15 protein-coding genes and 1 tRNA gene are annotated in these 16,315 nt (G+C 65.7%); 7 read left to right on the forward strand and 9 right to left on the reverse strand.

What is annotated here, in order from left to right; all coding sequences use genetic code 11:
- Nucleotides 1–3: 3 nt before the first annotated feature.
- Nucleotides 4–933: a sugar kinase gene (locus ACQR1X_RS17155; RefSeq protein ID WP_315800997.1), complete on the reverse strand. Its 930-nt coding sequence runs from the start codon at nucleotides 931–933 to the stop codon at nucleotides 4–6.
- Nucleotides 920–1,957: an SPFH domain-containing protein gene (locus ACQR1X_RS17160; RefSeq protein WP_315800996.1), complete on the reverse strand. Its 1,038-nt coding sequence runs from the start codon at nucleotides 1,955–1,957 to the stop codon at nucleotides 920–922. Before ACQR1X_RS17160 ends, ACQR1X_RS17155 begins: the two co-directional genes overlap by 14 nt.
- Nucleotides 1,958–2,064: 107 nt before the next feature.
- Between ACQR1X_RS17160 and ACQR1X_RS17165 the strand changes: the two genes are divergently transcribed.
- Nucleotides 2,065–2,805: an NUDIX hydrolase gene (locus ACQR1X_RS17165; protein WP_434838362.1), complete on the forward strand. Its 741-nt coding sequence runs from the start codon at nucleotides 2,065–2,067 to the stop codon at nucleotides 2,803–2,805.
- 138 nt (nucleotides 2,806–2,943) lie between these two features.
- Here ACQR1X_RS17165 and ACQR1X_RS17170 read toward each other — a convergent pair whose 3' ends face one another.
- Entirely contained in the window at nucleotides 2,944–3,513 is a 570-nt protein-coding gene (locus ACQR1X_RS17170) for a hypothetical protein (protein ID WP_434899263.1), read from the reverse strand.
- A gap of 370 nt (nucleotides 3,514–3,883) precedes the next feature.
- On the opposite strand from ACQR1X_RS17170, the gene ACQR1X_RS17175 reads away from it, so the two are divergent.
- A complete protein-coding gene (locus tag ACQR1X_RS17175; RefSeq protein WP_315800993.1) occupies nucleotides 3,884–5,110 on the forward strand; it encodes a CaiB/BaiF CoA transferase family protein in 1,227 nt (408 codons plus the stop codon).
- Nucleotides 5,111–5,274: 164 nt separating this feature from the next.
- On the opposite strand, the gene ACQR1X_RS17180 is transcribed toward ACQR1X_RS17175, so the two are convergent.
- Together ACQR1X_RS17180 and ACQR1X_RS17185 are read right to left on the reverse strand one after the other, a co-directional pair.
- Nucleotides 5,275–5,520 (reverse strand): hypothetical protein, encoded by a 246-nt coding sequence (locus ACQR1X_RS17180; protein ID WP_315800992.1) that lies wholly within the window; start codon nucleotides 5,518–5,520, stop codon nucleotides 5,275–5,277.
- A 33-nt stretch (nucleotides 5,521–5,553) separates the two neighbouring features.
- Nucleotides 5,554–6,222 (reverse strand): TetR/AcrR family transcriptional regulator, encoded by a 669-nt coding sequence (locus ACQR1X_RS17185; protein ID WP_315800991.1) that lies wholly within the window; start codon nucleotides 6,220–6,222, stop codon nucleotides 5,554–5,556.
- A gap of 226 nt (nucleotides 6,223–6,448) precedes the next feature.
- Here ACQR1X_RS17185 and ACQR1X_RS17190 point away from each other — a divergent pair, with 226 nt between their 5' ends.
- The gene (locus tag ACQR1X_RS17190) at nucleotides 6,449–7,684 is read left to right on the forward strand and encodes an acyl-CoA dehydrogenase family protein (protein WP_315800990.1); all 1,236 of its coding nucleotides are present in this window, start codon (nucleotides 6,449–6,451) and stop codon (nucleotides 7,682–7,684) included.
- 227 nt (nucleotides 7,685–7,911) lie between these two features.
- Nucleotides 7,912–8,970 (forward strand): phosphotransferase family protein, encoded by a 1,059-nt coding sequence (locus ACQR1X_RS17195; RefSeq protein ID WP_315800989.1) that lies wholly within the window; start codon nucleotides 7,912–7,914, stop codon nucleotides 8,968–8,970.
- Nucleotides 8,971–9,084: 114 nt separating this feature from the next.
- Here ACQR1X_RS17195 and ACQR1X_RS17200 read toward each other — a convergent pair whose 3' ends face one another.
- A complete protein-coding gene (locus ACQR1X_RS17200; RefSeq protein WP_315800988.1) occupies nucleotides 9,085–9,363 on the reverse strand; it encodes a hypothetical protein in 279 nt (92 codons plus the stop codon).
- Nucleotides 9,364–10,423: 1,060 nt separating this feature from the next.
- On the reverse strand, nucleotides 10,424–11,209 hold the full coding sequence (locus ACQR1X_RS17205) for an SDR family NAD(P)-dependent oxidoreductase (RefSeq protein WP_315800987.1): 786 nt from the start codon (nucleotides 11,207–11,209) through the stop codon (nucleotides 10,424–10,426).
- Nucleotides 11,210–11,354: 145 nt separating this feature from the next.
- On the opposite strand from ACQR1X_RS17205, the gene ACQR1X_RS17210 reads away from it, so the two are divergent.
- The gene (locus tag ACQR1X_RS17210; protein WP_315800986.1) at nucleotides 11,355–12,062 is read left to right on the forward strand and encodes a histidine phosphatase family protein; all 708 of its coding nucleotides are present in this window, start codon (nucleotides 11,355–11,357) and stop codon (nucleotides 12,060–12,062) included.
- 152 nt (nucleotides 12,063–12,214) lie between these two features.
- Nucleotides 12,215–12,982: an SDR family NAD(P)-dependent oxidoreductase gene (locus tag ACQR1X_RS17215; protein WP_315800985.1), complete on the forward strand. Its 768-nt coding sequence runs from the start codon at nucleotides 12,215–12,217 to the stop codon at nucleotides 12,980–12,982.
- 294 nt (nucleotides 12,983–13,276) lie between these two features.
- On the opposite strand, the gene ACQR1X_RS17220 is transcribed toward ACQR1X_RS17215, so the two are convergent.
- Nucleotides 13,277–14,512 (reverse strand): serine hydrolase domain-containing protein, encoded by a 1,236-nt coding sequence (locus ACQR1X_RS17220; RefSeq protein WP_315800984.1) that lies wholly within the window; start codon nucleotides 14,510–14,512, stop codon nucleotides 13,277–13,279.
- 150 nt (nucleotides 14,513–14,662) lie between these two features.
- Between ACQR1X_RS17220 and ACQR1X_RS17225 the strand changes: the two genes are divergently transcribed.
- Nucleotides 14,663–14,738: transfer RNA gene (locus ACQR1X_RS17225), tRNA-Trp, on the forward strand.
- An 89-nt stretch (nucleotides 14,739–14,827) separates the two neighbouring features.
- Here the strand turns inward: ACQR1X_RS17225 and ACQR1X_RS17230 are convergent.
- The gene (locus tag ACQR1X_RS17230; protein ID WP_316216034.1) at nucleotides 14,828–16,048 is read right to left on the reverse strand and encodes an ABC transporter substrate-binding protein; all 1,221 of its coding nucleotides are present in this window, start codon (nucleotides 16,046–16,048) and stop codon (nucleotides 14,828–14,830) included.
- Nucleotides 16,049–16,315 lie beyond the last annotated feature (267 nt).

The following is a 16,315-nucleotide window of genomic DNA, read 5'->3' on the forward strand; positions in this document are numbered from 1 at the left end:
GGTTCACACGATCAGCCGTCCCTGCCGCTCCGCAATCCCGATCACCGCTTCCGTTCCGGCATTGAAATCGAGATTGTCCGCCTCGATGCCGTCGGAGAAGATCACGCCGTTCTCGGGCATCAGCGAGCGCAGGCGCAAGGTTTCGGCACCGTTCAGCCCGCCGCAGACCAGGGAGGTCTGCGACGTCCTGCTCGGAAACGGCTCGCGCACGGCGAAGCGCAAGCTCCGGGCGTCCCAGGGCAGGGCGGTGTAGTCGCCGTCGCCGTGGCCGCCGTAACGGCCGGCTATGGCCAGCGCGCCGGTGACGATGCTCTTGAACCAGGCGGTCGAGCCGAGCCCGGTGGCGACGATCAGTCCGCTCGACGACTGCCGTTCCCGACCGTCGCGCGTTGCGATCTCATAGCGGGCGGAAACGTGGGTACGCGCGCCGATGAAGAGGTCGTTGACCGCATGGAGCACCTGGCCGTCGGCGAGACTCGCGCGCGCCATGGTCACGGCCTTGGCGGCGCGCTTGTCGGCGGCGACCTCGGGCAGCAGGCTCGCGAGATCGGTCGGCGCGAACGGCAGCAGCACGCCGTCATGGCGCTGAGCGTCGGGGTTCAGTCCGAGCAGCGGCTGGCCGTCGAGATATTTCATGGTGTTGGCGACGAGCCCGTCGGGGCCGAGCGCCGCGACGATGTCGGCGGGGCCGAAGATGAAGTTCGGCAGGAAGCCGCGGTCGACGATCTGGTAGCGGCCCCAGCGCTCCAGCGTCTGCGTCGCCGTGGCGCGCGCGGCCTGATAGGCCGCGTGCTCGCGCTCGTAGTCGGAGAAATCGGCGCCGAGATGCTCGACATAGAAGCGGGCCTGGTCCGCGGTGAGGAACCTTGCGATCAGCTCCTCGAGCCGCGTTCTCCTGACGACCAAGACCACCTTGCGGTCATTGCCGGACACGGGGCGCCTCCGCGGGCTTCTGCATCAGGCTGTTCAGCAGCTCCGGCGAGACGTTGAGCTGCCCGATCTTCTCGGCCTTTTCGGCGAGGCCCGAGAACGCCTGCGCGATCAACTGGCCCGGCTGCATGCCGGTCGCGGCCAGCGCCTGGATCACGCGGGTGTCGACGCCCTCGAAGATCTTCATCAGCGCGCCGACGCGATAGGCTTCGGCATCCGCCAAAGTGCGGGTGTTCGCCGCATTCAGCGACACGAAATCCTTGCGCTTGGCCTCGAGCCCGATATCGGCGACCATGCCGGCCTCGCGCAGCTCGTTCTTTTTTGCGGCGACGCTGGCCTCGGCATCCATCTGCGTCTCGCGGATAGAGCGCTTCTTCTGCTCGACCGCGATCTCCGTGTCGAGCTCGCTCTCGCGGATCGCCCGCTCGCGCTCGACGGCGAAATTGCGCCGCGCGAAGATGGCTTCGTCAGCGGTCTTCAGGATCGCCTCGCGCGCTTCGGCCTCCAGCGCCTTGGCAGTCTCCGGCGTCGGCTTCACCGCGCGCACGGCGACGCCGAGGATGTCCAGGCCCAGCGCATCGATGTCGGCGCGGCGCTTCAATCCGGCCGCGATCGCCTCGGCGATGCGGTCGGAGGCGCGCAGCGCTTCCTTCAGGGTCATGTCCTTGACCGCCTGCTGCGCCAGCACCTCGACCGCGCCGAGCACGCGCTGCGGCAGCTCCTCCGGGTCATCGGACTCGTAGGTCTTGCCGTCGCGCTTGAGCGTGAAGTTCAGCATCGCGGCCGCCTTCCTCGGCTCGCCGATGCGGTAGGTCACCTGGCCCTGGATCGTCAGCGTCTGAAAGTCGCGGGCGATCTGCTGGAAGATGAAGGCGGCATCGCGGCTGCCGATCGGGATCGCGACCAGCGAGGTCGCGGGCCCATAATAGAAGGTGGAGAGCCCGGCGCCTTCCTCGACCACGCTGCCGGCGCGGTACTTGAGGAGATAGGTGGTGGGTTGGGCCTTGATGAAGCGTAAGCCGAACATGGCGGCCTCCTGACGTTGAATGGCATAAGTGTGTCACGCCAACTTAGTAAGTTGGACAGTACAACTAAGTATGCTAGTGTCAAGGGACGAATTCGGGGGCGGGCGGTATGGCAACACGGCAGGGGCAGGGCGGCGGAGCGGCCGCGAGAGCGGGCGGACTGGATTTTCCGCGGCCGCTGACCACGGTGGACATCGTCATCTTCACGATCCGGCTGGAGGCGCTGCACGTGCTGCTGGTGCGGCGCGGCCACGGCGAGGGGGAGCCGTTCCCGGACGCCTTTGCATTACCAGGCGGCTTCGTCGACGTGGCCAAGGACGATGATCTCGAAGCTTGCGCGGGGCGGAAGCTCGCCGAGAAGACCGGCGTCCTCAGTCCCTATCTGGAGCAGCTCGGCAGCTGGGGCAGCGCGCACCGTGACCCGCGCGGCTGGTCGGCGACGCACGCCTATTTCGCGCTGATCCCGGCGTCAGCAGCGGAGGCCGGGCTCGCGGCCGATGCGCAATGGTTTCCGCTCGCGGGCATGAGCGTGAAGCCGAAGCTCGCCTTCGATCATGCCGAGATCCTGCAGGCCGCCGTGCGGCGGCTGCGCAACAAGGTCGAGTACACCTCGCTGCCGGCCTATCTGATGCCGGAGGAGTTCACTCTGCCCGAGCTGCAGCGGACCTACGAGATCGTGCTCGATCGTCCGCTGGAGAAGAGCGCCTTCCGCACCCGCATGCTCTCGGCCGACCTGATCGAGCCGGTCGCCAAGATGCGCAAGGGACCGAACCGGCCGGCCCAGCTCTACCGCCTCAAGGCGGCGGCCGCGCCGGTGTATTTTGCGCGGACATTCAACGCGCCGGAGTGAAGCCCCGTAGCCCGCATGAGCGTAGCGACATGCGGGGCTCACGCGCTGGCTGGGAGAACCCGGCTGCCTCGCAATGACCAGGATGGGAAGACGGTGCGCCACGAGACCGTGCGGACTACGCGGCGCGTCTTCGTTCGGTCACGCCGAGAAGTCCACCACCAGCGACTTGCTGGTCGAGCTCGACGAACTGGTGCCGCTGGCGCCGTAGGACGAGGTCGTGCTGCTGTTCGAGCTCTGCAGCGCCTCGAGCAGCTTCTTCAGGAGCTCCTCGACCTGGGACGAGGACGATGACGACGACGAGGTGCTTGAGGTGGTGTCGCTGCTGCTGTCGTCGCTCGGCGGCGGACCGGGTGGCGGGCCACCGGCACCACCCGCGCCGCCCGGGCCGCCGGAGAAGGCGTTGGCGAACACGTTCTTCAGCTCGCTTGCCTGGTCCGACGTCAGCTTGCCGCTGTCGACCTCGCTCTGGATGAGATCGTCGATCTTCGACTGCATCTCCTTGGGCGAGGGCGGTGTGCTGGAGGTCGATGACGAGGACGAGCTGCTGCTGCCGCTCTTCAACGCGGAATCGATGTCGTCGAGCGCCGACGACAAGGCGGTCTGGTCGGTCGAGCTGACCTTGCCGGCCGAGACTTCCTTGGTGAGCTCCTGCTTGAGCAGGTCGAGCGGGGAAAAGCCGCTCATCGAGGAGGCAGAGATCGACGTCATGGCGTGCTCCAGAGGGTAAGACATCAAACCTGCCTCCAGCTGTGGCTGTAACGCTTAACGGCTCCTTGTTCCCTGTGTCCGGATGTGTCTGGACTCCGGTCGCACACAAAATGAAGCAAGAAAGTGGCCGGCCGTCGCGAATCCGGCAATGTCCGCGCCGGAGCGGCCGTCTTGGAGCGGCGACGAGTTTCCACCGCCCAGGATTTGGGTCGCCCGGGGCGCGGTGCTCGGGGTGACGTCCTGTGCCGGGCAAGGCGGCATGCCGCCAGCGCAGTGCTCCGAGTCGCGAAATGGTGTATCGGCGGGTGACGGGCGGGGCCCTCGCCAGGGCATGTCCGCGCCAAGGAATAAGAACTCCCGGAGGAACTCCATGTCGGCCCTGCCGCTTTCTGGCATCAAGATTCTCGATCTGACCCGCGTCCTGGCCGGACCGCTGTCGGCGCAGATGCTGGCCGATCTCGGCGCCGAGGTGATCAAGATCGAGCGGCCCGGCACCGGCGACGACGCGCGCGCGTTCGGTCCGCCCTACCTCAGGGACCCCGACGGCAAGGCCAACAACAACAATTCCTTCTACATCTGCGCCAACCGCAACAAGAAGTCCGTCACGGTCAACATCGCCTCGCCGGAGGGGCAGGAGATCATCCGCGCGCTCGCCAAGGACTGCGACGTGTTCATGGAGAACTACAAGGTCGGCGATCTCAAGCGCTACGGCCTCGACTACGAGGCCATCAAGGCGATCAATCCCGACGTGATCTACTGTTCGGTGACCGGCTTCGGCCAGACCGGGCCGTATTCACCGCGCGCCGGCTATGATGCGATCTTCCAGGCCATGGGCGGGCTGATGAGCGTGACCGGCCACATGGACGGCGAACCGGGGGCGGGGCCGATGAAGGTCGGTCCCTCGATCGTCGACTACATGACCGGCATGAACACCTCGATCGGCATCCTTTCGGCGCTGTATCACCGCGACGTCAATGGCGGCGGCGGCCAGCACATCGACGTCTGCCTGTTCGACACCGTGATCGCGTCGCTGTCGCACTACGCCCAGATCTTCCTGGTCAACGGCAAGTCGCCGCCGCGCCGCGGCACCTGGGGCAATGGCGGCATGCCGGCCGGCGTGTTCCGCTGCACCGACGGCGAATTGATGCTGGTGGTCGGCAACGACGCGCAATTCGCGCGCACCTGCGCCGTGCTCGGCTCGCCCCAGCTCGCCACCGATCCGAAATTCGTCAGGAACAACGACCGCGTCGTCAACGGCAAGGAGATCATGGCGATCTTCGCCGGCCTGTTCCTGAAGAACTCGGTGGCGCATTGGCTGGAGGAGCTGGAGAAGGCCGGCGTGCCATGCGGGCCGGTCAACGATTTTGCGCACGTGTTCGCCGATCCGCATGTCCGCTCGCGCGGCATGGAGGTGAAGGTCGAGCACCCGTTCGAGCCGCAGCTGTCCCTGATCCGCAACGCGCTGACCTTCTCCGGCACCCCGATCACCGAATATCGCGCGCCGCCGCTGCTCGGCGAGCATACGCAGGACGTGCTGTCGGGGCTCGGCTATGACGAGGCGAAGATCGCGGCGTTGAAGCAGCAGGGCGTCGTGTAGGGCACCGCTAGTCGCGTCATTCTCCGGTGTCGTCCCGGCGAACGCCGGGACCCATAACCACCGGCCGGCGTGCTGACTCTCGATATCTCTCCGCGTGCCTCAAGACGGATCATGCGGTATGGGTCCCGGCGTTCGCCGGGACGACCCGTGGAGAGAGTTTGCTCCTAATTGTGGCTGTGATGACGGTGCCGCTTCGCCTTGTGCCGCGGCGCATGATAGCGCGGCTCTACAACGTACCGGGCGGGCGGTGGCGCGCCAAGCTGCTGCCGCGATTCCTGCAGGCGGCGCTGATAGCCCGGCGAGTTCATGATGCTGGCGGCGGCGCCGCGGGCCAGCACCGGCTCGCTGGCGGTGACCATCACGAGCGTGGACGCGACGAAGGCGAGTAACAGGTGCGGTCGGTACGTCACGAGTGGACTCCATGGTGGATGGTGGGATCCCGGCTACGGGCTGCGCGCTGCAATCTTGACCTTCGACTTTGCCGCCTGATCGCGCGCGGTCAAGCCGAGCACGGCGCCGCGCACCACCCGCGCGATCACATCCTCGACATCGTCGAGGTCGCATTGACCGTCGGAGAGCTTGGTGAGGCGCTCACTCTCGCGGATGGTGTGATGCGCCATGGCGAGCGCAAAATGCAGGCCCCAGAACAGATCGACCTCGGAGCTGTCGGGCAGGGCGCGCTGCATTGCGCTTGCGAACTTCCGCAGATGGTCGATTTCCTTGGTCTTGATACGGCGAATTGGCGGCACCGATTCGATCGAGGCGCGGATCATGAACTGCGCCACCGCCGAGCGCTGGTTCTCAGGGCCGAGGCAGCCGCGCAGGATCGGGCCGACGAGGGCGCGCAGGATGTCGGAGATGTCGGCGCGGCCGCCGCCGGCATCCTCGGCTTCACGCAATTCGCGCAGGCGCTCGCGGTTGAGCGCGATCGAGCGCGTCACGAACAGTTCGGCGATCAGCTCGTCCTTGGAGCCGAAATGATAGTTCACCGCGGCGAGATTGACGTTCGCCTCCGCCACGATGTCGCGCAAGGTTACGTCGGAGAAGCCGCGTTCGGCATAGAGCCGCTCGGCGGCGATCAGGATCGCAGTCCGGGTCTGGTCGGTCGCCATGCTCGTCCTCCCGAACGATGAAGCGGGGAGTTGCGTTTCAAACAATTGTATGAAACTATTGTTTGAGACGGCCGCAATGTCAATCACGGTTCTTCCGTGGGGCGACATTTCGGCGCTGCAGCGACGGTTCGCGCGGTCGTGTCGCGCAAGATCACACTTGCACGGACGCCGTGGGCGGGCCGACACTGCGGCCAAAATTTCAGAGGAAACACCCAAGGAGAGTCCCATGGACTTCACGATGTCGGCGAAGCAGCAGGAATGGCTGGAGCGTGTGCGCAGCTTCATGACCAAGCATGTCCGCCCGGCGGTGCCGATCTACAAGCAGCAGGACGCCGAGGGCGACCGCTGGAAGGTGATCCCGATCCTGGAGGACCTCAAGGCGAAGGCCAAGGCGGAAGGCCTCTGGAACATGTTCATGCCGCCGTCGCCACATGAGGACGACGAGTTCCGCGGCGCCGGTCTGTCCAATCTCGAATATGCGCTGCTGTCGGAGGAGATGGGCCGCATTTCGTGGGCCTCCGAGGTGTTCAACTGCTCGGCGCCCGACACCGGCAACATGGAAGTGTTCATCCGCTACGGCACCAAGGAGCAGAAGCGCAAATGGCTGCGCCCGCTGATGGACGGCGAGATCCGCTCGGCCTTCCTGATGACCGAGCCGGCCGTGGCCTCGTCGGATGCCACCAACATCGAGACGCGGATCGTGCGTGACGGCGATCATTACGTCATCAACGGCCGCAAATGGTGGTCGTCGGGCGTCGGCGATCCCCGCTGCAAGATCGCGATCCTGATGGGAAAGACCGATCCGTCGGCCGCCAAGCATCAGCAGCAGTCGCAGATCCTGGTGCCGCTCGACACCCCCGGCATCAAGGTCGAGAAGATGCTGCCGGTGTTCGGCTTCGACGACGCGCCGCACGGCCACGCCCAGGTGCTGCTCGAGAACGTCCGCGTGCCCGCGGAGAACATCCTGCTCGGCGAGGGCCGCGGCTTCGAGATCGCGCAGGGCCGCCTCGGCCCCGGCCGCATCCATCACTGCATGCGCACCATCGGCAAGGCCGAGGAGTCGCTGGAGAAGATGGTGCGCCGGCTGATGACGCGCCAGGCCTTCGGCAAGAAGATCATCGAGCATTCGGTGTGGGAGCAGCGCATCGGCGAGGCCCGGACCAACATCGAGATGTGCCGGCTGTTGTGCCTCAAGGCGGCCGACATGATGGACAAGGTCGGCAACAAGACCGCCCAGGGCGAGATCGCGATGATCAAGGTCGCCGCCCCGAACATGGCGCTGAAGATCATCGACGACGCCATCCAGGCGTTCGGCGGCGCCGGCGTGTCGGATGATGCGGGTCTCGCCAAGGACTACGCCAACATCCGCACGCTCCGTCTTGCCGACGGCCCCGACGAGGTGCACAACCGCGCCATCGCCCGGCTCGAAATGAAGAAATACGCCAACGAGCCGCGGCACTGAACTCGTAGGGTGGGCAAGGCCTCCGGCTGTGCGCAAAGCGCGCAGTCGGAGGCGTGCCCACCATTGTCGAGCGCGAAGCAAGAGGGTGGGCACGCTTCGCTTTGCCCACCCTACGTAACTGAGCCCTCTCACGGGCATTGCAGGCGGCGCTCGCAATGACGAAAAAAAACGAGCGACGGCAATCGCCGCGGCTCGTAGGATGAGACGTAACACCAAGGGAGTTCGTCGTGGCCGACGGCGTCAAGAAGGACGAAGAATTCTCCGGCACCAAGCCGGTCGAGGAGCGGCATCGCTTCGACGAGGCCAAGCTCGCGGCCTGGATGGCCGAGCATGTCGAAGGCTATCAGGGCCCGCTGACCGTGCTCCAGTTCAAGGGCGGCCAGTCGAACCCGACCTATCGCCTGAACACGCCGGCGCGTTCCTACGTGCTCAGGCGAAAGCCGTTCGGCAAGCTGCTGCCGTCGGCGCATGCAGTCGATCGCGAATTCCGCGTCATCGCAGCACTCGGCAAGCAGGGCTTTCCGGTCGCCAAGGCCTATGCGCTGTGCAACGACGACAGCGTCATCGGCGCGGCCTTCTACATCATGTCGATGGAGGAGGGCCGGGTGTTCTGGGATCCGACCCTGCCGCATGTCGCAGCGCCCGAGCGGCGCGCGATCTTCACCAGCAAGATCGAGACCTTGGCGAAGCTGCACAGCTATGATCCGGCGGCGATCGGCCTCGGCGAGTTCGGCAAGCCGGGCAACTACTTCGCCCGCCAGGTCGATCGCTGGACCAAGCAATATCGCGCCTCCGAGACCGAGCACCTGCCGGAAATGGAGAAGCTGATCGAGTGGTTGCCGCGCACCTTGCCGGTGCAGCAGCGCGTCTCGATCGTGCATGGCGACTACCGGCTCGACAACATGATCTTCCACGCATCAGAGCCGCGCGTCATCGCGGTGCTCGACTGGGAACTGTCGACGCTCGGCGATCCCATGGCCGATTTCACCTATCTCTTGATGCAGTGGATCATGCCGGGCCTCGACGGGGTCGACCTGAAGGCGCTGAACATCCCGACCATGGAGGAGGCGGCCGCGATCTATTGCGGCGTCACCGGCACCGAGCTGCCGGACCTCAACTGGTACTTCGCCTACAATCTGTTCCGGCTCGCCGGCATTTTGCAGGGCATCATCGGCCGCATCCGCGACGGCACCGCCGCCAACGACAAGGCCATCGAGTCCGTCAAGCGCATGGTGCCGATGACCAAGCAGGCCTGGGCCTACGCGCAAAAGGCCGGAGCGGCGTAGCTTGGCAGTCCGGATGAGCGGAAGCGACATCCGGGTTCTTCACCGGCAGAAGTGCTGAACCCGGATGTCGCTTCGCTCATCCGGGCTCCTCATCAGGCCCGCGTTGGCGCGGGCTCAGCGCCCACCGCCGCCGCCACCACCACCTCCGCCGCCACCACCGGCCGCGGTCAGCGCGTTGCTGTAGCGCGGATCGGTCTGCTTCATGTAGATCGGCGAGGTATCGCGGCTCTGGCGGCGCTGCGATTGCTGCACCTGTGCGTCGGTGCCGCAGGCCGTCCAGGAGACCAGCTCACAGCCCGGCCATTGGGTCTCGCGCGCGCTCGCGCTCGTCATGGCCGCGCCGGCCGCCAGGGCGCCCAAGGTGAGCAGGGCTAGTTTTGACAATCTCGACATCTGATCCATCCTTCGGTTTCGGCGAGGCCGGAATGGTCCGCTTGCGAAGTTCGACGGAGGCTCGAAGCAGGCGGTTCGAAGACGTGGGCTGAAAAAATCGCAGCGAGCGCCGATGCCTGCGCTTGAACCGGACCGCTGTCCGCTGCGACACGACGCGGTCGCGCCGGCAAAGAAAGTTTGCGAGCGTGATCAAGGTGATCGCCTCGTTCAGCCTGGGCAGGCGAAAGATTTTACTTTCGCTTTTTCGGAATTTGTGATTTGATGGCCGCCATCCCGCCTCACTCGGAAGGGGCGTTGCGCGCGATCGTCACGACACGCGAGGCGGGGAGCGATGGCCGCGATGGAGCCGCAGCGTGTCCTTCAAGGATGCGCGGACGAACGGCTCGGCGCGGACGTGAAGTCGCAGCGTGCTGACACCCCGACGCTGGTGTTACGTTCGCGACGGCGCTGACGCGCCGCGCGGATCATGGTGGCCAACAAGCCCGGCGCACCAGGCAGACTGCGTATAAGCGTGAAGACCGTCGCGCAGGGAAGGCCGGGTGTTCTCGGCTGCACCTGTGGTACCTGCCGCCTGCATTTTTTCGCAGGCGGGCCGCAGGCGTCAGCCGACGCCTGGCCTTCCCTGCGCCCTCTGTTTGAGGGCGGTGAATTTCGGGATCACTCGGGCGCGGATGCGTCGCGGGAATGAACGCGCATGTTTGGATATCGTCATTGCGGCCAAGCATCGACAGCGTGAACGCGCTGGCGGTGCGCAGAGCCGGGATCCATACGCCGCAGCAGATGTGTTGGGCCAAAAGCCAACCGTCAGCCTGCCTCAAACCGCTCCCTGGGGGTATGGGTCCCCGCGTTCGCGGGGACGACAGCGGTGGGGATGGCGGGCAATCGTGGTTTAGGGGCCGCAGTCGTGCGGCAACAACAGGTGTCGTCCCCGCGAACGCGGGGACCCATACCGCGTGATCCATCGAGGGATGTCGCTGTCAGTTACCTGCCTCACTCCGGCCGGTGGTTATGGGTCCCGGCGTTCGCCGGGACGACAGCGGAGAGCGAGGCAGCCATTCAATTAGATCGGCTTGCCCGCATACGGCATCGACGCGGTCAGCCCACCGTCCACCGGAAAGGCCTGGCCGTTGACGTAGGAGGCCTCGTCGCTGGCGAGGAACAGGGCCATGGCGGCGATCTCATGCGGCTGGCCGGCGCGCTTCAACGGATTGAGCTGGCCGATCTTGCCTTCGGTGCCGCGCTCCTTGGCGCCGTCGAAGATCGGCTTGGTCATGCCGGTCTCGATCAGGCCGGGACAGACCGCATTGATGCGCACGCCGGTGCCGGACAGCGAGTAGGCCGTGGTCTGCACCAGGCTGATGACGCCCGCCTTGCTCGCCGCATAGGGATGGCCCGAGGCGCCGGACTTCAGGCCCGCAACGGAGGCCGTGCAGACGATGGCGCCGCGCTGCTGCCGAACCATGTGCGGCATCGCGTATTTCACCGCGAGGAACGGGCCGATCAGATTGATGCGCAGGATCTCCTGCCAGTGCTCGACGGTCTGTTCGGCGATCGGGATCAAGCCGCCGGAGATGCCGGCATTGGCCCAGATGACGTCGAGCTTGCCGTAGGTCGCAACGGCGCGATCGATGAAGCCGCTCACGTCGGCTTCCGAACCGGCGTCGGCCATCACGGCCTCCGCGATGCCGCCCTGCTGCTTGACGAGTTCGACCGTCTCCTTGACGCCTTCGCTGCGATCGACCGCGATCAGCCGCGCGCCTTCCCTGGTGAACATCAGCGATGCGGCGCGGCCGATGCCGCTGCCGGCGCCGGTGATGATGACGGATTTGCCTTCGAGGCGGCCCATGTTTCCTCCTGCTTCAATTGTGGTCAGTTGCGTGCCGCGCAACGGAATTCAAACGCCGTTTCAAACGTGCTGAGATCGCCAAGCGGCTTGAGACGATCTGGGCCTTCACGTACAGCGAGAGACGAGCGGAGGGAAGGGTTGAGCGATGTTGGTTGATGGAACGAAACCTTCTGTCGTCATCACGCGCTGGTGGTGGGTGCGTCACGCGCCGGTGCGCAGCGACGGCGGCAATATCTACGGCCAGTCCGACATCGCCTGCGATATCTCCGATCGCGAGGTGTTCGAGGCGGTCGCAAAAATCCTACCGCGCAGTGCGGCGTGGTATGCGAGCAATCTGATGCGCACGCATCAGACCGCCGAGGCGATCTGGGCCGCCGGCTTCCCGCGTCCCGCAGCGATGGTCAGGGAGGCCGCTTTTGCCGAGCAGCATCTCGGACAATGGCAGGGCATGAACCGCGCCGCGTTCCTGGCCAGCCGTCCCGCGGGCAGCCACTGGTTCGCCGCCATCGATGAGCCGGCGCCGGGCGGCGAGAGCTACATGGATCTGTACACCCGCGTCACCGCGGCGATTGCTCGTATCACCGTTTCGGAAGCCGGCCGCGACGTCATCGCCGTCGGCCATGGCGGCACCATCAAGGCTGCGGTGGGCCTCGCGCTCGGCGGCCTGGTCGAGAAGGGGCTGGCTTTCGACATCGACAACTGCTCGGTGACCCGGCTCGACCACATCGTGGCTGGCGACATCAGCACTTGGCGGTTGCCGATGGTCAACCAGCAGCCATGGATCGCCGATGCCGCGCACCGCGCGATGCACCAGCCGGCCGGGCCGGAGGTGACGACGAGCAAGCTGGCGTAGTGAACTTCGTAGCCCGGACGAGCGCAGCGACATCCGGGTTCACCGTTGCAGCGCGTGAGACCCCGGATGTCGCTGCGCTCATCCGGGCTACGCGACCGAGCTCGCGGCTGCCATTCCGCAACTCATAACAACTCAACCCAGGAGGACTCCCCATGACCCTGTTCGACATGACCGGCAAGGTCGCCGTCATCACCGGATCGACCCGCGGCATCGGGCTCGCCATTGCCGAGCGCATGGCCGAGCATGGCGCCAAGGTGGTGATCTCGTCGCGCAAGGCCGATGTCTGCGATGCCGTCGCCAAGGAGCTCAATGACCGCTTCGGTGCAGGCACGGCGGCGGCCGTCGCCGCCAATATCTCCAGCAAGGAGAACCTGCAGAACCTGGTCGACGAGGCCAACCGCATCTACGGCAAGATCGACGTGCTGGTCTGCAACGCCGCCTCCAATCCCTATTACGGGCCGCTCGCCGGCATCTCCGACGATCAGTTCCGGAAGATCCTCGACAACAACATCGTCGCCAACAACTGGCTGATCAGCATGGTCGTGCCGCAGATGATCGCGCGCAAGGACGGCTCGATCATCATCGTGTCGTCGATCGGCGGCCTGAAGGGCTCGACCATCCTCGGCGCCTACGCGATCTCCAAGGCTGCCGACATGCAGCTCGCGCGCAACCTCGCCTGCGAATACGGCCCGCACAATGTGCGCGTGAACTGCATCGCGCCCGGCCTGATCAAGACCGATTTCGCCAAAGCCTTGTGGGACAATCCGGACAACCTCAAGGCCTCCACCGCGCGCTCGCCGCTGCTGCGCATCGGCATCCCCGACGAGATCGCCGGCGCGGCGGTTTTCCTCGGCTCCGCCGCCGGAAATTTCATGACGGGCCAGACCATGGTGATCGACGGCGGCGCGACGATCAGTTGAGGGGAACTATTCGCGTGGCCGGCGTTGCGGCCTCACCCAACAGTGTCGTCCCGGCGAACGCCGGGACCCACAACCACCGGCCGTCATGAGGCAGGCAACTGGCAGTGACATCCCACGACAGATCACACGGTATGGGTCCCGGCGTTCGCCGGGACGACAGTTGTGATTGTCGCTGCATCCGGGCAAACGTCATAGGCCCCGTAGCCCGCATGAGCGGAAGCGACATGCGGGTTCACACGAAGAGTACGGGAGATCCCGGATGTCGCTGCGCTCATCCGGGCTACAAACGCCCCCTCACTCCACCGCGGCATACACCACGTCGCGCACCAGCGTGCGCAGGTAGTCGCGCTGTCCGGGAGCCTGGGCCATGAACACGCAGAACAGCTCCTCCTTCGGATCGATCCAGAAGAACGTGCCGGCGATGCCGCTCCAGAAGAAGGTGCCGGGCGAGCCGGGGAAGGGGGCGATGCCGGCCTCGCGGCGCACGGCGAAGCCGAGGCCGAAACCGTGACCGGGCGACAGCAGGGTGCCCTGCGTCTTCACATGAGGCCCGAGATGGTCGGAGGCCATCAGCTCCAGCGTCTTTCGGCCGACCAGCCTGATGCCATCGAGGCTGCCGCGGTTGAGCAGCATGGCGCAGAACCGCGCGTAGTCCATGGTGGTCGCGACAAGGCCGCCGCCGCCGGATTCCATCAGAGGCTGCTCGGTCATCTTGAACAGGTTGACCGCCTCGCCGGTCCACGGGTCCTTGGCGAACGGCTCGGCGAGCCGGCCGGCATTGACCTCCGCGGTGAAGAAGGCGGTCTCGTTCATGCCGAGCGGCTTGAGGATGCGCGCGGCGAGGAAGGCGCCGAGCGATTGGCCCGAGACGACCTCGATGATGCGCCCGAGAATGTCGGTCGAGCGGCTGTAGTTGAACTCGGCGCCCGGCTGGCAGATCAGCGGCAGGCCGGCGACGATTGTCGCGTGCTCGGCATTGGTGATCTTGCGGCTGCGCACCCGCGACTGCTGGTAGAGCTGGTGCACCGGCCCGGTGCCGGTGTGCTCATAAGCGAGGCCCGAGGTGTGGCGCAGCAGGTCCTGGACCGTCATCGGCTGGGCGACCGGCACCAGCTCCAGCTGGCCGCCGGTCTCGACGCCCACTTTCTGCTCGCCGAATTCCGGGATGAACTTGGCGACCGGATCGGACAGCAACAACTCGCCGTCCTCGACCAGCATCATGATCCCGAGCGAGACGATCGGCTTGGTCATCGAGAAGATGCGGAAGATCGAATCCGGCCGCATCGGCGTGTCGGCGTCGGGCGTTTGCCGGCCGATGGCGTCGAACCAGCCGATCCGGCCGCGGCGGCCGACCAGCAGGGTGGCGCCGGGGATGGTTCCCTTGTCGGCCTCGCGCTTGAATGCATCGGAGGCCCGCTGCAGCCGAGCCTGGGACAGGCCCAGCGCCTCGGGGCGGTCATCCGGCAGCGGCGGCGTCAGCGAGCGGAGCGCGGAAAGGGGCACGCTGGATGCGGCAGTCGGCGGGGTCATGGGCTCTCCCTGAAGTCCTGTTGTCGGTTTGCATCAAGTCTGGCGCGGAAGTTGTGGTCTGACCAGTCGATTTGCCCCATTGCACCCTTGCATTCGGGGGGAGGTCTATGCTTCAAAGCGCGCGAACCGGCGACACTGTCCCGGCTCGCTAGGAGTGTAGCTCAATTGGTAGAGCACCGGTCTCCAAAACCGGGGGTTGGGAGTTCGAGCCTCTCCACTCCTGCCAGCGAGATCAAGCACTTAAGCCAAAAATCGACGAGACAGGTGAGGCCGGGGCCCGCGATGCGCGAGCCCCGAATGCGTTTCGGCGACCTCTTATTGCTTCACATAGGGACAGTTGCCGTCCTTCAGCGGCCGGAACACCTGGTCGCCGGGCACCTCCGCCAGCACCTTGTAATAGTCCCACGGGCCCTTCGATTCCTCCGGCTTCTTCACCTCGAACAGGAACATCGAGTGCACCATGCGGCCGTCCTCGCGCAGCACGCCGTTGTCCGTGAAGGCGTCGCGCACCGGAGTCTCGCGCATCTTCGCGAGCACCGGCCTGGTGTCGCGGGTGCCGGCGGCCTTCACGGCATTGAGATAGTGCAGGGTGGCGCTGTAGGTCGCGGCCTGGTTCATGGTCGGCATCCGCTTCATCCTGTCGAAGAACTTCTTGCCGAAGGCGCGGGTGCGGTCGTTGAGGTCCCAGTAATAGGCCTCCGTGATGATCAATCCCTGTGCGAGCTTCAGGCCGAGGCTGTGGATGTCGGAGATGAACATCACGATGCCGGCGAGGTTCTGGCCGCCAGCGACGATGCCGAACTCGGCGGCCTGCTTGATGGTGTTGATGGTGTCGCCACCGCCATTGGCCATGCCGATGATCTTGGCCTTGGAGGCCTGGGCCTGCAGCAGGAAGGACGAAAAGTCCTGGTTGTTGAGGGGATGGCGGGCGCTGCCGACCACCGTGCCGCCGGCGGCGCGCACGACGTCGCCGGTGTCGCGCTCGATCGAATGGCCGAACAGATAGTCGGCGGTGATGAAGAACCAGGTGTTGCCGCCGTTCTTGACGATGGCGCTGCCGACCGTGTGCGCATTGCCGTAGGTGTCGTAGGTCCAGTGCACGGTGTAGGGCGAGCAGGACTTGCCGGTGATGTCGGAGCTCGCGGCATCCGTCACGATCATCAGCTTCTCGAACTGCTTCGACATCTCCATGCCGGCGAGCGCGGTGGCCGAGGTCGGCATGTCGATGACCATGTCGACGGCCTCGTTCTCATACCATTTGCGCACGATCGCGGCGGCGATGTCGGCCTTGTTCTGCGGATCGGCGCTGATCACCTCGATCGGCTTGCCGAACATCGTGCCGCCGAATTCCTCGATGGCGAGCTTGGTCGCCTCGAGATTGCCCTGGCCGCCAATGTCCGAATAGACCGACGAGAAGTCGCTGAGCACGCCGATCTTGAGCGGCGCCTGGGCGCGGGCGGGGACGGCGGTGAGGACGAGAGTGGCAAGGCCGATGGCCGCAAGGCTCATTACGCCCTTCCGCGGGGCAGACATCATGGATTTCCTCCGGATCATTGTTCTTATGGGCTGCAGCATGCGGGCCCGAATCATCATGAGCAAGCGCGGGCTGCGCATGAACCACGGCATTTCGTCGCGGTGCTCCGCCGTTCTCCCATCGCGCGGAAAGACAGGGTCGGCAGCGGTAATCCGTGGCTAGTCTTCGAGGCCCGCGCGGCCGTTGAGCGAATGCTCGATGTCGGTCGGGCAGGCGCTGTTTTTTCCGTGCCGCGAACCCGGCAACACGGTAGGCTGCCGTTCAACCCT

The sequence above is a fragment of the Bradyrhizobium sp. HKCCYLRH3073 genome (assembly GCF_051167995.1).
GTDB lineage: Bacteria > Pseudomonadota > Alphaproteobacteria > Rhizobiales > Xanthobacteraceae > Bradyrhizobium.

Excerpts from the sequence above, each read along its gene's own strand:
- ACQR1X_RS17200 (WP_315800988.1), bottom strand. The coding sequence starts at position 9,363 with ATGTCGAGATTGTCAAAACTAGCCCTGCTCACCTTGGGCGCCCTGGCG.
- ACQR1X_RS17170 (WP_434899263.1), bottom strand. The coding sequence starts at position 3,513 with ATGACGTCGATCTCTGCCTCCTCGATGAGCGGCTTTTCCCCGCTCGAC.
- ACQR1X_RS17185 (WP_315800991.1), bottom strand. The coding sequence starts at position 6,222 with ATGGCGACCGACCAGACCCGGACTGCGATCCTGATCGCCGCCGAGCGG.
- ACQR1X_RS17205 (WP_315800987.1), bottom strand. The coding sequence starts at position 11,209 with ATGGGCCGCCTCGAAGGCAAATCCGTCATCATCACCGGCGCCGGCAGC.
- ACQR1X_RS17210 (WP_315800986.1), top strand. The coding sequence starts at position 11,355 with ATGTTGGTTGATGGAACGAAACCTTCTGTCGTCATCACGCGCTGGTGG.
- ACQR1X_RS17160 (WP_315800996.1), bottom strand. The coding sequence starts at position 1,957 with ATGTTCGGCTTACGCTTCATCAAGGCCCAACCCACCACCTATCTCCTC.
- ACQR1X_RS17190 (WP_315800990.1), top strand. The coding sequence starts at position 6,449 with ATGGACTTCACGATGTCGGCGAAGCAGCAGGAATGGCTGGAGCGTGTG.
- ACQR1X_RS17220 (WP_315800984.1), bottom strand. The coding sequence starts at position 14,512 with ATGACCCCGCCGACTGCCGCATCCAGCGTGCCCCTTTCCGCGCTCCGC.
- ACQR1X_RS17165 (WP_434838362.1), top strand. The coding sequence starts at position 2,065 with ATGGCAACACGGCAGGGGCAGGGCGGCGGAGCGGCCGCGAGAGCGGGC.
- ACQR1X_RS17175 (WP_315800993.1), top strand. The coding sequence starts at position 3,884 with ATGTCGGCCCTGCCGCTTTCTGGCATCAAGATTCTCGATCTGACCCGC.
- ACQR1X_RS17215 (WP_315800985.1), top strand. The coding sequence starts at position 12,215 with ATGACCCTGTTCGACATGACCGGCAAGGTCGCCGTCATCACCGGATCG.
- ACQR1X_RS17230 (WP_316216034.1), bottom strand. The coding sequence starts at position 16,048 with ATGATGTCTGCCCCGCGGAAGGGCGTAATGAGCCTTGCGGCCATCGGC.